Origin of the sequence: Nodularia sp. UHCC 0506, from assembly GCF_034931045.1 — a bacterium.
GTDB lineage: Bacteria > Cyanobacteriota > Cyanobacteriia > Cyanobacteriales > Nostocaceae > Nodularia.
Window position 1 is genome coordinate 225,193 of record NZ_JAYGHH010000001.1, and the last position, 14,190, is coordinate 239,382.

General features: G+C 41.1%; 14 protein-coding genes. 8 read left to right on the plus strand and 6 right to left on the minus strand.

Annotation, left to right across the window (positions count from 1 at the left end; translation table 11 throughout):
• Positions 1-343: 343 nt before the first annotated feature.
• Both VB654_RS01045 and trmB read right to left on the minus strand, forming a co-directional pair.
• Positions 344-1,327: a folate-binding protein gene (locus tag VB654_RS01045; RefSeq protein ID WP_323211432.1), complete on the minus strand. Its 984-nt coding sequence runs from the start codon at positions 1,325-1,327 to the stop codon at positions 344-346.
• Between the two features lie 64 nt (positions 1,328-1,391).
• Positions 1,392-2,039, minus strand: a complete 648-nt coding sequence (gene trmB, locus VB654_RS01050) for a tRNA (guanosine(46)-N7)-methyltransferase TrmB (RefSeq protein WP_323211434.1) — start codon at positions 2,037-2,039, stop codon at positions 1,392-1,394.
• 518 nt (positions 2,040-2,557) lie between these two features.
• Here trmB and VB654_RS01055 point away from each other — a divergent pair.
• The gene (locus VB654_RS01055; RefSeq protein WP_323211436.1) at positions 2,558-3,667 is read left to right on the plus strand and encodes a metallophosphoesterase; all 1,110 of its coding nucleotides are present in this window, start codon (positions 2,558-2,560) and stop codon (positions 3,665-3,667) included.
• A gap of 190 nt (positions 3,668-3,857) precedes the next feature.
• Here VB654_RS01055 and VB654_RS01060 read toward each other — a convergent pair whose 3' ends face one another.
• Complete coding sequence (locus VB654_RS01060; RefSeq protein WP_323211437.1) at positions 3,858-5,108, minus strand: FIST signal transduction protein; 1,251 nt, start codon at positions 5,106-5,108, stop codon at positions 3,858-3,860.
• Positions 5,109-5,379: 271 nt separating this feature from the next.
• Here VB654_RS01060 and VB654_RS01065 point away from each other — a divergent pair, with 271 nt between their 5' ends.
• The 7 genes from VB654_RS01065 to VB654_RS01095 all read left to right on the plus strand — a co-directional run bounded on the left by VB654_RS01065 (position 5,380) and on the right by VB654_RS01095 (position 11,031).
• On the plus strand, positions 5,380-5,613 hold the full coding sequence (locus VB654_RS01065) for a Calvin cycle protein CP12 (RefSeq protein ID WP_323211439.1): 234 nt from the start codon (positions 5,380-5,382) through the stop codon (positions 5,611-5,613).
• 469 nt (positions 5,614-6,082) lie between these two features.
• Positions 6,083-6,676, plus strand: a complete 594-nt coding sequence (locus tag VB654_RS01070; RefSeq protein ID WP_323211440.1) for a DUF3177 family protein — start codon at positions 6,083-6,085, stop codon at positions 6,674-6,676.
• A gap of 122 nt (positions 6,677-6,798) precedes the next feature.
• Entirely contained in the window at positions 6,799-7,101 is a 303-nt protein-coding gene (locus tag VB654_RS01075) for a hypothetical protein (RefSeq protein ID WP_323211441.1), read from the plus strand.
• A 122-nt stretch (positions 7,102-7,223) separates the two neighbouring features.
• Entirely contained in the window at positions 7,224-8,339 is a 1,116-nt protein-coding gene (gene cbiD / locus VB654_RS01080; protein ID WP_323211443.1) for a cobalt-precorrin-5B (C(1))-methyltransferase CbiD, read from the plus strand.
• Between the two features lie 228 nt (positions 8,340-8,567).
• Positions 8,568-10,187 (plus strand): glutamine-hydrolyzing GMP synthase, encoded by a 1,620-nt coding sequence (guaA, locus tag VB654_RS01085; RefSeq protein WP_323211444.1) that lies wholly within the window; start codon positions 8,568-8,570, stop codon positions 10,185-10,187.
• A gap of 267 nt (positions 10,188-10,454) precedes the next feature.
• On the plus strand, positions 10,455-10,709 hold the full coding sequence (locus tag VB654_RS01090) for a toxin HicA (protein WP_323211446.1): 255 nt from the start codon (positions 10,455-10,457) through the stop codon (positions 10,707-10,709).
• Positions 10,702-11,031: a type II toxin-antitoxin system HicB family antitoxin gene (locus VB654_RS01095; protein WP_323211447.1), complete on the plus strand. Its 330-nt coding sequence runs from the start codon at positions 10,702-10,704 to the stop codon at positions 11,029-11,031. The genes VB654_RS01090 and VB654_RS01095 overlap by 8 nt, the downstream gene beginning before the upstream one ends.
• Positions 11,032-11,254: 223 nt before the next feature.
• Here the strand turns inward: VB654_RS01095 and VB654_RS01100 are convergent, their stop codons facing one another.
• The 3 genes from VB654_RS01100 to VB654_RS01110 form a co-directional block, all read right to left on the minus strand.
• Positions 11,255-12,043 carry an ABC transporter permease gene (locus VB654_RS01100; RefSeq protein ID WP_323211448.1) on the minus strand — a complete coding sequence of 263 codons (789 nt, stop codon included), beginning with the start codon at positions 12,041-12,043 and terminating at the stop codon, positions 11,255-11,257.
• A gap of 103 nt (positions 12,044-12,146) precedes the next feature.
• Positions 12,147-13,127, minus strand: a complete 981-nt coding sequence (locus VB654_RS01105) for an ATP-binding cassette domain-containing protein (RefSeq protein ID WP_323211449.1) — start codon at positions 13,125-13,127, stop codon at positions 12,147-12,149.
• An 87-nt stretch (positions 13,128-13,214) separates the two neighbouring features.
• On the minus strand, positions 13,215-14,190 hold a 976-nt coding region (locus VB654_RS01110), incomplete at its 5' end, for an ABC1 kinase family protein (RefSeq protein ID WP_323211450.1).

Sequence of the window (14,190 nt, forward strand, 5' to 3'; positions counted from 1 at the left end):
CCAGTGATGGGATTCTGACGCGATAGGATAATCGTCTTGATTTGCTGGTAGTAATGTTCCAATCGAGCTTGCAATTCGGTGACTGTTTTCATAATTTTATTTTGGGAAAGCTGGCGAAATTAGAATGGGTAATTAACAGTAAGACTTACGCAAAAACTCTCTGAAACCCTCTTAACTTAGTGTCCTTAGTGTCCTTCTCCCAAGGGGAGACGCTACGCGGTAAGCGAAGCTATGCCGAAGGCTTTATGTGGTTAGTTTTTCCATAATTTTCCGTAAGTCCTGTTAACAAAGGAGGAAATTTTATATTCCCCTTTTGAATTTTGAATTTTGAATTTTGAATTTTTTATTGTGGGTATTCATGAGAAACAAACGGTATTTCTACAACTTCGCCTTCAGTTTCTCCTACTTGGACTTTTAAACCAACACCACCAGCTTTACTGCGAATGTAACCGAGTCCAAAATGACCATGAGCAGTTTCAGTATAACTGGTTAGCTTACCAACTTTTTCATCACCAACTGTAATTATACTGCCAACTTCCACTGGTGCATTCAGGCGAATACCCCAGAGGTACTGTTTTACACCTTTATATGTATTTAATCGAGCAATGGTTTCTTGACCGATATAACAACCTTTATTAAAAGAAATTGTTTGCCATAAACCCACTTCTAAAGGATTATAATCATCTGTAAGTTCCGCATCTGGTGCTGGTCTTCCTTGTAAAATCCGCAACATATCCCAGGCGCGATCGCTCAATTCTACTGCCCCTAATTCTAAAATCTGCTGCCATACTCGCTCTTTTTCGGAATTGGGCAAAATCAGCGTATATCCAGGTTCAGCCAAGCCGCTACCCACAGCCACTATTACACCATTAATTTGTTGATGATTACCATAAGGTTTACCAATAATTGCCCCAGCACCCAGCTTTTCAACTATTGCATCACTTTTTGCACCAATGAGGCTAAAAGTCGATGTTTCATCTGTGACATCTTGCAGCTGCACTTTATCGGCAAAAAAGATATACTTATCCAGCCATTTAAACAGAGATTCACGACGGCTAGGGGAAGTCAGCAATAACACTGCATCTTCCAGAATGTATGCACTTACTAAATCAATGGTGCGGGCGGTAGATGAAACCATCACGGTATCACAGCCTTGTCCTGGCTGGAGACTTTGAAAATCGTTAGTGCTTTGATTGTGTAAAAACCGCAGACGGTCATCATCAGAAACACGGATGCGCCCCCAGTGAGAGCGATCGCATACAGCAACCCCTGCTGTTGCGGCTTGGATCGCGGCTGCATCTTTAGCGTCAGTTGCAGATGTTGGCATAGTGATGAAGAGTTGCCCTGTTTTAAAATTATCGCCTAGAAAATTTTAGCAAATTAAAGATAAATTAGGATGCTGTAGTTTTTCTGACAAACATAGCCCGATACACAGGTTCACCTTTGTTTTGAGTACCTATTTCCCGTTCTGTCTGCACTGGTAAAGGGTTTTGTGTTAACCATTGTGCTGTACCCAGTTTCTCAAAAGCCGGATTTTCGGCAAAGCGCGATCGCATTTCCACGGCGACAAACTCAATATCTGATTGCAGAAACACAACGCCCCCAATTGCCAGATAATCAGCTAATTCTGCCACCAATTCCGGTTGTACTACCCGGCGTTTAGCATGGCGGGTTTTAAACCAAGGATCGGGAAATTGAATGCTGACACGCTGTAAAGTGCCTGTAGGTAAAGAAGATAACAGCGACTTCAACGAATTATTCACATTGCAAAACAAATAATGCAGATTTGTTAAACCCAACTCACGGCGTAACTGATTCGCCTCCACTACCAACGGTTCCCGAATTTCCAAACCCAGAAAATTCCAGTTGGTTTCCATCTGCGCCATTTGCAACACAAATCTCCCCCTAGCGCAGCCGATATCTAGATGTAGTGGTTGGTTTGGCTGTGGATAAACTTTTTCCCATTCTAGGGCATTTGCTGGGGTTTGATATTTTTTCGCCAGTGGGTTAACGTGTTGACGGACTCGGACTAATGCCAAAATTGATACTTCTCCTTTTGTAAAAAAACGAGGGTGAATAAGCGATCGCCATCTTAATGATATTACTTTCTCGCAATACAAACATTGAATCAAAAAAAATGAGGCTAAAAAAAATGAAAGTGATTTATTTAGAACTATCTGAAGGTGAATTTTCCAAATTCTATGAAGTGACAATTAATAACGCCGCAGCAAACCTTTAATACAACTTATTACACACCAGAAAAACAAAGGAAAGTTACTATTGAAATTTTCTCATCCTTTTAATAGTGATGATTCTTTCTACTTTTTTATCGAAGATGCTCGGTTGAGTAACCGTGATTTTAGTGAAGTTGAATTTTACTTTGTATGTGATTAAGCTGACGGTGTGCAGAAATATCCTGAAAAAGTCAATTTATAAATTTTGTAATAATTAGAGAAAACTCGGACTTAAAAGTGCTACTAAGCAAGATTTACAAGCAAGCGTTATACTTTGTAGAAAAGGGTATTTTAGCAACTTTTTAAGATTATCATAGAAATCAATGGCTTCAAATTTTCGCTTTGCCGTAGTTAGCGACCTACATATTGCCCTTCCCCATACTATCTGGGATCATCCTAGCCGATTTCATCTAGTGGAGGTTAGCATACCAGCTTTTGAAAGTGCAATAGAACATTTAACACAACTTAATTTAGATTTTCTTTTGCTTCCAGGAGATTTAACTCAGCACAGTGAACCGGAAAATCATCTGTGGTTACAAGAAAGATTAGCCAAGCTACCTTTTCCTACTTATGTTGTTCCTGGTAATCATGATGTTCCTGTATTAAAGGCCAATGAGCAATCAATTGGTTTTGCTGATTTTCCTTATTATTACCGCAAATTTGGTTACGAAAATCCTCAGCAACTTTACTATACACATCAATTGCTGCCTGGAGTTCGGCTAATTGGTTTGAATTCTAACTTTTTTAATGAACAGGGTGAGCAAATAGGGCGTTTAGATGCTGAACAACTCGAATGGTTAGAAGCGGTACTAGACGCAGCAGATGATGAATTAGTCATGGTAATGGTACATCACAACGTGATTGAGCATTTGCCAGAACAATTGCGCCATCCCATAGGTAAGCGCTATATGTTAGAAAATTCTCCGCAGCTTTTGCAAATACTCCGGCGTTATGGAGTCAAGCTGGTATTTACAGGACATTTACACATTCAGGATGTGGCTTATTCACAAGGGGTTTATGACATTACTACTGGTTCTTTAGTTAGTTATCCTCACCCGTATCGAGTGTTTGAATTTCAACAGGATAATTACGGTAGAGAGTGGTTACAAATTCTTTCACATCGTGTAGAAACAGTACCTGATTTTCCCAACCTGCAACATTTCTCACGCCAGTGGATGGGCGATCGCTCTTTTCCCTTTCTTGTTAAACTATTAACTCAGTATCCTTTAAAACTACCATTAGCAGAGGCAGAAAAATTAGCTTTGGGTCTGCGCGACTTTTGGGCAAATATTGCCGATGGCGATGCTTTATTAGACTATCCCCATTTTCCCACAGCAGTGCGTCACCACATTCAGACCTATGGTGCGATCGCCAGTGGTATTCCTACTCTAATTGATAACAACAGCACTCTTTTGTTAGGGAAGAGTAGATGAGACAGGGGGCAGGGAGCAGGGTGCAGGGGGCAGGGGGCAGGGTGCAGGGTGCAGGGTGCAGGGGGCAGGGGGCAGGGGTAAAAAAACTTACTCAGCACTCCTGTACGGGCGGGTTTACTAAGGATTTTGACGAACCACAGACTAACTGCTTAAACTCGCCCCTACCCACTCAGCACTCAGCACTCAGCACTCAGCACTTTTCCCACTCAGAACTCATTTGACGGCAAATCCCAAAAACTGAGGTGTAGCCATGCACAAAAGTACTACCACCAACAGGGCCGATTTCTCCATTACAGAAAAAGCCACCTATGGGTATATCCTGAATATAGCGGCTGAATAACTCTGAATCAAAATTGGATTTGCCATAAAGACCTTGACCACGACCCATACAGAAAAACATCAACGCCGCAGCCGCAGAGGGCTGGGAACCTTGTTGATTTTGATAGCGTTCTAGAAGTAATTTTAGGTCTTCTGCCGAGGCTTGGGCATCACGGAGTTGAAATTGTAGGCGTTGACCAGGACGGGCAATATCTCCAATAGCGATCGCTCCAACCGATGGATCTACCCCCAAGATGCTGCGAATTAAAAAATCTCCCTGTTGTAAAGACCGCTTAAATTGATCCATCACAATGCCCACAAACAAAGAATGTTGTGCCAGCATCCTCTCTTGTTCACTTAGACTACTAATCAAATCTCGTAACACCACTAACGGCACTTTCTCATCTAGTTCCAAAATGATATTACGTTCAGCTTTTGTGACTTGTAGGGGCTGTCCGATGGGTCTGCAACCTTGAGCCACAATAGTTTCTAAAACAATATTGCCGCTTAACGCTAAACCCACCGTTCCCTCACGATACAGGCCTTGGTGTAACTCGCCGGAGGCATCATGACAAAACAGAGATATCTGACTACTTGAACCCCCAGAACTAGCTTGTCCCCCGATGATCACCGAGCCAGGGTAGGCAAAATCCAGCCCCTGTAATAAATCATTAATTCTTGAAGAAAAAGCACTAGACAGCAAAATGAATTGAGGGGATGGAGATGGTTGCACACCAATCACATCTATCCAAGCATCAGGTGAACTATCCAAGTCAGGTAATTCTTCTGCCAGCACATGAAAAACTTGTATATTCACACCTGGTAGATGCCCTAAAGTGAGACTAATAGCAGGTTCTGCCTCTAATTCTTGAGGTTCACCTGTCGCTGTAGTACCAATTACACCACCACCACTACAGCCAATCATCACAGGTACTGAAAGTTTTTCAGCCAGCAAAGGTAAAAGCCGGGAATACTCACTCGCAAAAGCAGACGAAATGAATACCAGCCCTAAATCAGCAGGTACTGTTAATGACGAGACAGCCTGTTCTACTACATCAGTAACAGCTGCTTCTAAAGAAGGACGGGTTGATAGGGCATTTGCCCACTGCATTTGATCTGCCATGAATTTTGGGCTGATTTTTTTTGTTACTCTAGTAGTATTTTGTTTCTGTCCCTACTACATACACTAAATGTATTGTATGATTATACTTTTATAGTACGGATACTACAAATAATGCTTAAATGATCGCCAATTGTTGTCTTAGGGATGGATCAATAAGCTAAAATACTTAACGTAACTGCTAAGTGGTTAGAATGGTTAACGATAGAACAAAAAGATGCCATTCTTGAAGTTTTTCTATACTGGTACGAAAATTACACAAAGAGACTAAACTATGAGCGACATCCAAGAAAAAATCCAAGAAACAATCGAATTAGAAGTAGAGCAAGCTCGGAATGTTTGTGACACTTCAGGAAGCAACTCGGCTGAGTGTGCTGCCGCTTGGGATGCAGTGGAAGAACTACAAGCTGAAGCCGCACACCAACGCAGCAAAAAACCTAAAAATTCCCTAGAACAGTACTGTGATGATAATCCAGAAGCTGCTGAGTGCCGGGTTTACGAAGACTGAAAAGTGAGTCGGTAAATTTGTTTTTGCCGCATAAGCAAGCAACAAGAATCTACTTAATGATATTTTGCACCTTGGCGTTAACCCCAGATCGAATCTAAATCCATTCCTGTGAACAATTCTAGGTTTGGGTGAGTCTAGTACCGCAAGGCGGAAGTCAACAATCAAAAGCTGACTTTATAGGCTTTTCGTTGATTTCTTATAGTTGTTCTGTTTCAGCCATGCTGTACCAGAAGGTTTCCATTCAGGGTATATGATCCTGAATATGAACTACTAGGTTAAAGATTAGGGTTTTTTGGACTTAATAGTTCATTATTTCGGGGCGAGTTCCTTAACTCTCCCGATGACGCTATAGGATTATGTCAGGTACTTAAGTTTAACTTCTCCCGGTTGCTTGTTTTTTTTAACTATAATTTTAGCAAATACCAGAATAATTGATTTAAATTTATTATTGATCATCTAAAAAAAAATTATGAATGAAGTTTGGTTTCGCCAGTTTGTTTGGATTGACTATCGACTGGCATTGTTATTTTTAGTATTTATTCCTCTAATTCTGTCAATTTGGGCATTTGTACAAAAAGCCGAAGGAATGCAACGCTTGTTAACCATTTACTGGCGAGTATCCAGTTTGTTAACCATCACAATTTACTTAATGATTGCTCAGTATCCAGTTAGTTTTATCTCTGGTTGGATGGCGCGTATTCTGATTCCCATTTCGCTTTGGTTTTGGATTGACCTCAATGATGAAATTGATTATCAGGCAAATACCCCTTTGAAGCTGATTTTTAACTCTTGGCGCTGGGGTGTGACTATTTATTCTATATTAGGTGCGATCGCTCTTGTGCCTTTTTTGGGGTGTGCTGTCTCAGAAACCGCCATCAAAAGTTCCTATTGTCAAGTTTGGCTGGAAGCACCCTTACTCTTTAAACAATATTTCCATGCTAATAGCACACCTGCTTTTCTCGGTTTTCTGGGCATCGTGGGTTTAGTAATTTATGTAGTGTACTTGACCTACTTTGTCCTGGTTAAGCTAGGTAAACAGGGACGTTCAGCTACACAACACTAGTGAGTGCTGAGTGCTGAGTGCTGAGTGGGGAAAGTGCTGAGTGCTGAGTGCTGAGTGAAGAAAGTGTTTAGTAAGTGTCTTTACCCCTGCATCCTTTCCTCTTTTCTGACTATGGCTATAAAATGAATAATTCTGTTGGTAAGCGGCTGGAAGAATACACTATTAAACGCCCTCAAGAAGTTTTACTGGTAACAATGGAAATTGAAGGTAAGCAAGATAAAGTTGCCATTTTTAAAGGTTTCTCTAGTTCCTTGATGCGTCCAACTGCATTTGATCCCGATGTGCCAGTTATACCAGATGAAGCCATAATTCTCAGTGTTGACCGCATCAAAAGTCCTTACAATCCTGAAGCCCCCCATTATATCCAACAAGGAATTTCTGCGGAAGCTATGCAAGATTTACTTTTAGAAGTCATTGGTCATTAGTCATTGGTCATTGGGAAGTTTTTATTTCCATTCCCCTGTAAGGGAGGGTTGACAGAGATTATTCAATATCAATTATTATTAAACCCACCCCTACAACCCAGTCCCCAAGTTCCTATTTCCTCATGTCTCGTTCTGGATACACTCTCCCGGTTTTTGCCTGTGCTTCGGCTATTGCGGCGTTACATTGGTTACGCCATCGTCAACCTCTTACGTCTGTTTCCGTTGACTTGATTTCACCAGCGCAATTAGCAGAAATACCCATTGAACAGGTAGCAGGATTATCTGAAAATATGGCTTTGGCTATTACTCGCAGTGAACCGGGGGATAATCTCGATTTAACGAGAAATACTCCAATTTGGGCGTTGGTGGAATGGAGAACCGGAGAAGGGGAAGGTGTAATTATCCAAGGTGGGGAAGGTATTGGTATACAGTTAAATGCGGGTAATCAGCCGGCGATTTATGCTTATGCTCACAGGCTGTTACAAGAAAACCTCAGCCGAATGTTAGCACCTGAAGAGAAAATCACGGTGAGTATTATCTTACCTGAAGGGCGATCGCTTGCTGTTCGTACTTCTAATTCGGCTTTTGGTGTGGTGGAAGGACTTTCACTATTGGGAACTACTGGTATTTCTCAACCTTTAAGTACACCAGAGCAACTAGCATCTTTTCGCAGCGAATTACAAGACAAAGCCAGCCGATTTCCAACTTTGGTCTTTTGTATTGGCGAAAACGGTCTAGATTTGGCGCGTCAACTCGGTATTAATTCCGAACAACTGGTAAAAACTGCTAATTGGCTAGGGCCAATGTTAGTAGAAGCTGATATTTTGGGTGTTAAAGAAATTTTATTATTTGGCTATCACGGGAAGCTGATGAAATTAGCCGGGGGAATTTTTCACACCCATCATCACTTGGCTGATGGCCGACGGGAAATTTTAGCGGCCCATTGCGCCCTCGTGGGTTTAGAATCAGAAGATATACATAGAGTGTTTGATAGTCCTACAGCTGAAGCGGCATTGAAATATTTAAAATCTTTAGATGCTGCCACAGGTAGCCATTGGGTGAATCAAGTTTATAGTGCGATCGCTCAAGCTATTGATACGCGTTCTTTAGAATACATTCAAAGCCATAGCAATAGAGGTAAAGATACCACAGTTTGCGGCTCGATGCTTTTTGATCGCGATCGCCAAATTATCATCAAGAGCAAAATCGGTTGTTTCTTAATGGAAAAATTGTGTTAATTTATTATGAATAATCATAAATAATCCAAATACATATTTTTTTCCGTAGTCATTCTCAGCTAAATCATTCTTTTTAATACCATGCCATAAGCATTATCTAGCAAGTGCGTTCAACCTCGCGTTTGTTGGTTATCCACTCAACCATTTAACCGCTAAACCAGGCCATAAGTGGTATCTAGTTTAGACCACAGAATAACCATCTACCTTACATCTACAACTCCCCCCATCATGAATACAGCGGTGACTCTACAAACCGAACCAGCACCTCAAATGGAAAATTTGGGGCGGCTAGATCGTCAAATTATTGTAATTCTAGACTTCGGCTCGCAATATTCGGAACTGATTGCCCGTCGTATCCGAGAAACTCAAGTATACTCTGAAGTTCTCTCTTATCGCACGACACCTGAACAGTTACGAAAACTAAATCCCAAGGGCATCATTCTTTCCGGTGGTCCCAGTTCAGTTTATGATGATTACGCTCCCCATTGTGACCCAGAAATCTGGAATTTAGGCATTCCCGTTCTGGGTGTTTGCTATGGAATGCAGTTGATGGTGAAGCAACTTGATGGGGAAGTAGCAAAAGCTGACCGAGGTGAGTATGGCAAAGCATCATTATATATAGATGACCCCACCGACTTATTAACTAATGTCGAAGAAGGGACTACCATGTGGATGAGTCACGGAGATTCAGTCACCAAAATGCCAACAGGGTTTGAATTGTTAGCCCATACAGATAATACACCCTGTGCGGCGATCGCTGACCACGACAAAAAACTATATGGTGTCCAGTTCCATCCCGAAGTAGTACATTCACTCGGTGGTTTACCATTAATTCGCAACTTTGTTTATCATATCTGCGATTGTGAACCCACCTGGACAACAGAGGCATTTGTCGAAGAAGCAATTCGGGAAATTCGCGCCAGAGTTGGTGATAAGCGGGTACTGTTAGCCTTATCTGGGGGAGTAGATTCCTCCACACTGGCATTTTTGTTGTATAAAGCTATTGGAGAGCAATTGACCTGTGTGTTTATTGACCAAGGCTTTATGCGGAAATTAGAGCCAGAAAGGTTATTGAAACTATTTAAAGAACAGTTTCATATTCCTGTAGAATATGTCATGGCGCGCGATCGCTTCCTGAGTATGATAGAAGGCGTTACAGATCCCGAAGAAAAACGCCGTCGCATCGGACATGAATTTATCCAAGTATTTGAAGAAACATCCAAACGCCTGGGACACTTTGACTATTTAGCCCAAGGTACACTATATCCCGATGTCATCGAATCTGCTGATACCAACGTCGATCCCCAAACAGGCGAACGGGTAGCAGTAAAAATTAAGAGTCATCATAACGTTGGTGGTTTACCGAAAGACTTGCGGTTTAAACTTGTAGAACCATTGCGGAAACTCTTTAAAGATGAAGTCCGGAAAGTCGGGCGTTCCATTGGTTTACCAGAAGAAATTGTCCAACGCCAACCCTTCCCCGGCCCTGGTTTAGCAATTCGCATTTTAGGCGAAGTCACCCCCGAACGATTGAATATTCTCCGTGATGCTGATTTAATTGTTCGCCAAGAAATTAACAAACGTGGTTTATATCACGATGTTTGGCAAGCCTTCGCCGTATTATTACCGATTCGCAGTGTCGGCGTAATGGGTGATAAACGTACCTATGCTTACCCCATTGTCCTCCGCATAGTCACCAGTGAAGATGGTATGACTGCTGACTGGGCGCGCATACCTTACGATGTTTTAGAAGACATTTCTAACCGCATCGTCAACGAGGTGAAAGGTGTTAACCGTGTGGTTTACGATATTACCTCCAAACCACCTGGAACCATAGAATGGGAATAATTTTCGGGTAATTTAATCAACCGCAGATGGACACAGATAAACACCGATTTATCCGTGTCCATTTTTTATGATGTAATTCTTGACACTTAATAGCTGTAACTTATGCAGAGTAAGACTTTTCTGTTTATCGACCCAGAAAAAAGCATAACCCTTGACATAGTATCATTATTAATACTATTATTGATTTAAAGCTCATACCAAGTTGCTTTCTAATATGTCATTTTGTAGAAACTTTCTACTCCTTTAATGACAACTTGGTATAACAGTATGGCACAAATAGAAAAACTCCTTGCTCAGTTCAAGAACAATCCTAAAAATGTAAACTTTAACGATTTAGTGAAGGTTTGCAATCATTATTTTGGAGAACCCAGACAGCAAGGAACAAGCCATCGTGTGTATAAAACCCCCTGGGCTGGAGATCCGCGCGTCAACATTCAAGAAAAGAACGGAAAGGCAAAAGTTTATCAAGTAAAGCAGGTTTTAGACGCGATTGAAAAAATTGAGGAAATGAAAGATGGTTAACTACGACCACTACACCTATAGAGTTACTTGGTCAAAGGAGGATCAAGAATTTGTAGGACTGTGTGCTGAATTTCCAAGTTTATCTTATCTCCATGAAAATCGTTCTACTGCACTCGAAGGTATTACAAACTTAGTCAAAGATGTAGTAGCTGATATGGAAGCAAATAATGAGAGGATACCAGAACCTATTGCCGAAAAAAACTACAGTGGTAAATTTCAAGTTCGTATTCCTCCAGAGCTTCATCGTAGACTAGCCATAGAAGCAGCAGAGGAAAATGTGAGTTTAAATCGCTATGTAAGTCTTAAACTTGCATATTATTAAAGTTTTCCTTTATAGCCAGCTACCAAACCACTAAAAATTACGTAGTGGACTGATAAGCCTAAAATAGTGCATAAGCATCAATATTGTGGGGTGGGCTTCTAGCCCGCCCAGAACAGGCATCTTGCCTGTTCCACAAAAGAAACATAATGCAATATTATAAGCTTGCCACGCCATTAGGTTAGCGACAGTTTAACTCACCAAAACCCTAATATATTGGCAATTTTCAAGCACCCATACCCGAATATCTTTTTAAACCCGCACGCCACAGCAGACGATTTGCACCCAAAAATAACAATATCCAACCCACAAGGGATAAAAATCCCCTTGCTACATCTACGGGTAGTCCCACCAAAAGACTAACTGGGAAATTAATTAGATAGGGAAAAGGTGTAAACATGACTATTGTTCGCACAGTTTCAGGAAACACTTCTAAAGGCGCAATTAACCCCGATAAAAATAAATAAAATAATAGCCAAAAAGTTTCTAAAGCACTAGCACGTTCTGTCCAAAAGGCGAACAAACCAAAGGTATACTGAATTATAAACCGTAAGACAAAAGCTAGTATCACCGCTAACCCAAACAGCAAAAACTGCCCCAAATTCGGCCACCAAATAGCCTGGGGATAGAGGATAAAAAACAAGAAAATTAATAGTAATATAAACGGTATGCGAGCAACTCTTTCTGAAAGATGACCCGCCACGTGATGCCATACTGGGTCTATGGGTTGTAATAACCGGAATGACAATTTACCCTCTATGACTTCCTTTTCAAAATCCCAAATTACCCAGACAACAGTAAGTTGCCTAACAAAGAAAACCGTAATAAAGTAGCGGGCAAAATCCACAGGTGTTAAACCAAACTGTCCACCTTGTGCCGCCTGTATCCATACACCCATGAGGATAATTGGTAAAGCCCCAGCTAAAACCCATAATATCAATTCTGCCCGATACTCAAGCATATAGGCGTAGTAAACAGAAAGAAATGTCAAGATTTTCTTAATAATTTTTTTCACTTAAATTACGAATTACGAACTACGAATTACGAATTACGAACTACGAACTACGAATTACGAATTACGAACTACGAACTACGAATTACGAATTACGAATTACGAATTACACGACTCCCGCATGAAAAACCCTGCCAATCACTTCTTCTATTGCCGGCTCAGTCACTGTTAAGTCAATGACTTCTAAATCATTCAAAATCTGAGATACTGTCCGCGTTAGCGCTTCTCGCTGTACCATAAAGCTGACTGCACGCCCCTCTACAACTTGTACATCACCATAAAACATAAGTTTTTCTCTGGGTAGCGGTTCGGCTAACTCAATATGAATTTCCCGGTAGGGGGCGAAATTTTTCAGCAATCCATCCAGACTACCGTCATACATTAGCTTTCCTTGGTGAATCAACAGCACACGCTCACATAAAGCAGTAATATCAGCCATGTAATGACTAGTTAATAATACAGTGGCTTGATAACGCTGATTGTATTCCCGCAAAAAATCGCGCACCGCTACCTGTGCATTTACATCTAGTCCTAGTGTCGGTTCATCCAGAAATAAGACATGAGGATGATGTAAAAGTGCAGCTAACAGTTCGGCTTTCATCCGTTCACCTAAAGACAATTTCCGCACTGGTTGGGTCAGCTTACCTTCTAAGGTCAGCATCTCTGTTAATTCCCCGACTCGCTTTTGAAATTCTTTATTAGAGATGTTGTAAACAGCAGCGTTAATTTTCAAAGAATCGAGTGCTGGTAAATCCCACAGTAACTGCTGTTTCTGCCCCATTACCAAGGTAATTTTTTGCAGAAATGCCTCTTGGCGCAGAAATGGTTCGTATCCAGCTACTCTGACTGTCCCCTCAGAAGGATGAATTAACCCTGTGAGCATTTTTAGGGTAGTGGTTTTACCTGCACCATTTGGCCCCAAAAAACCCACCACTTCACCAGGTGCTATTTCAAAGGAAACATCTTGTACTGCTTTAATGGGGCGGTAGGTACGCCTAAAAAAGTGGGTGAGCGTGCCTTTTATCCCTGGTTCTTTAACAGCAACTGGGTAAAATTTACTCAGATTTTCAACGGTGATGATTGACATAATTTTATATTCAAACTACAGATAAATACAGATAGATGCACTTCAATTATTTATCTGTATTGATGATGGCTATGGCAAACACAAGGTTTACTTTAAGCGCCCAGAGCGCAAAATACTAAAAACTAGCCACAAACCTAATAAACTAGCAGCAGCAAACAGGACACTACTTAAAAAAGAGAGTTGAGCGGTTTGGGCTTTGGTGGAAATAACGGCTGCTCCCATAATCAGAGAACCTACCAAAATGCTAAAAGATAATCTGTTAGCGGCATCATCCAGAGTCCGCCGCATACCATCTAAACCACCGAGGGAGAGATTCCACTGTAAAGTTTCGGATGTAACTCGATCTAATAACAGTTCAATTTGCCGGGGAGATTGTAATGATAAACTCTTAATATCTAAGGCGGTTCTTAAAAGCGATCGCACTGGATTATCGCCTAATAATTGCCGCCGAAACAAGTCTGTAATTAATGGTTGTATTTCATCAAATAAATTAACTTCTGGATTAAATGCACGGGCTACTCCTTCTAAGTTTGCCAGAGTTTTGGCATATAACCCCATATTGCTGGGTAAGCGGATTTTATTGTTACGGGCGACTTGCAAAATTTCATAAATTACCTGACTGAAATTCATTTCACCCAAGTTGACATTATGATACTTCCGCAACATTCGATCATAATCATTTTCTAACCGTGACAAAATCACCGGCTGAGAAGAATCTGCTAATTGTAAGGTTAATTGAGCGCATCGCCCCGCATCTAAATCAATAATTGCCAAGAGCATTTCTGTTAATATCTGCTGAGTGCGGGGATCAAGCCTGCCCACCATGCCACAATCTAAAAGCGCAACCCGACCATCTGCAAGATAAAATAAATTTCCCGGATGGGGATCAGCATGAAAGAAACCATCAATATACAGTTGCTGGAAAAAAGCTCGAAATAACAAAGTCGTGATTTCTTGGCGTTGTATATAAGCAGTTTTACCGTTTTCAATGCTGATTAAATTAGCTGACAGTAAAGGGACTCCATCCAGCCATTCCATGACTAATAATTTTTTGGTGGTGATG

Bases quoted from the DNA above. Each gene is read 5' to 3' on its own strand.
- VB654_RS01045 (WP_323211432.1), bottom strand. From the start codon at position 1,327: ATGCCAACATCTGCAACTGACGCTAAAGATGCAGCCGCGATCCAAGCC.
- VB654_RS01055 (WP_323211436.1), top strand. From the start codon at position 2,558: ATGGCTTCAAATTTTCGCTTTGCCGTAGTTAGCGACCTACATATTGCC.
- VB654_RS01060 (WP_323211437.1), bottom strand. From the start codon at position 5,108: ATGGCAGATCAAATGCAGTGGGCAAATGCCCTATCAACCCGTCCTTCT.
- VB654_RS01065 (WP_323211439.1), top strand. From the start codon at position 5,380: ATGAGCGACATCCAAGAAAAAATCCAAGAAACAATCGAATTAGAAGTA.
- VB654_RS01070 (WP_323211440.1), top strand. From the start codon at position 6,083: ATGAATGAAGTTTGGTTTCGCCAGTTTGTTTGGATTGACTATCGACTG.
- VB654_RS01075 (WP_323211441.1), top strand. From the start codon at position 6,799: ATGAATAATTCTGTTGGTAAGCGGCTGGAAGAATACACTATTAAACGC.
- cbiD (WP_323211443.1), top strand. From the start codon at position 7,224: ATGTCTCGTTCTGGATACACTCTCCCGGTTTTTGCCTGTGCTTCGGCT.
- guaA (WP_323211444.1), top strand. From the start codon at position 8,568: ATGAATACAGCGGTGACTCTACAAACCGAACCAGCACCTCAAATGGAA.
- VB654_RS01090 (WP_323211446.1), top strand. From the start codon at position 10,455: ATGGCACAAATAGAAAAACTCCTTGCTCAGTTCAAGAACAATCCTAAA.
- VB654_RS01095 (WP_323211447.1), top strand. From the start codon at position 10,702: ATGGTTAACTACGACCACTACACCTATAGAGTTACTTGGTCAAAGGAG.
- VB654_RS01105 (WP_323211449.1), bottom strand. From the start codon at position 13,127: ATGTCAATCATCACCGTTGAAAATCTGAGTAAATTTTACCCAGTTGCT.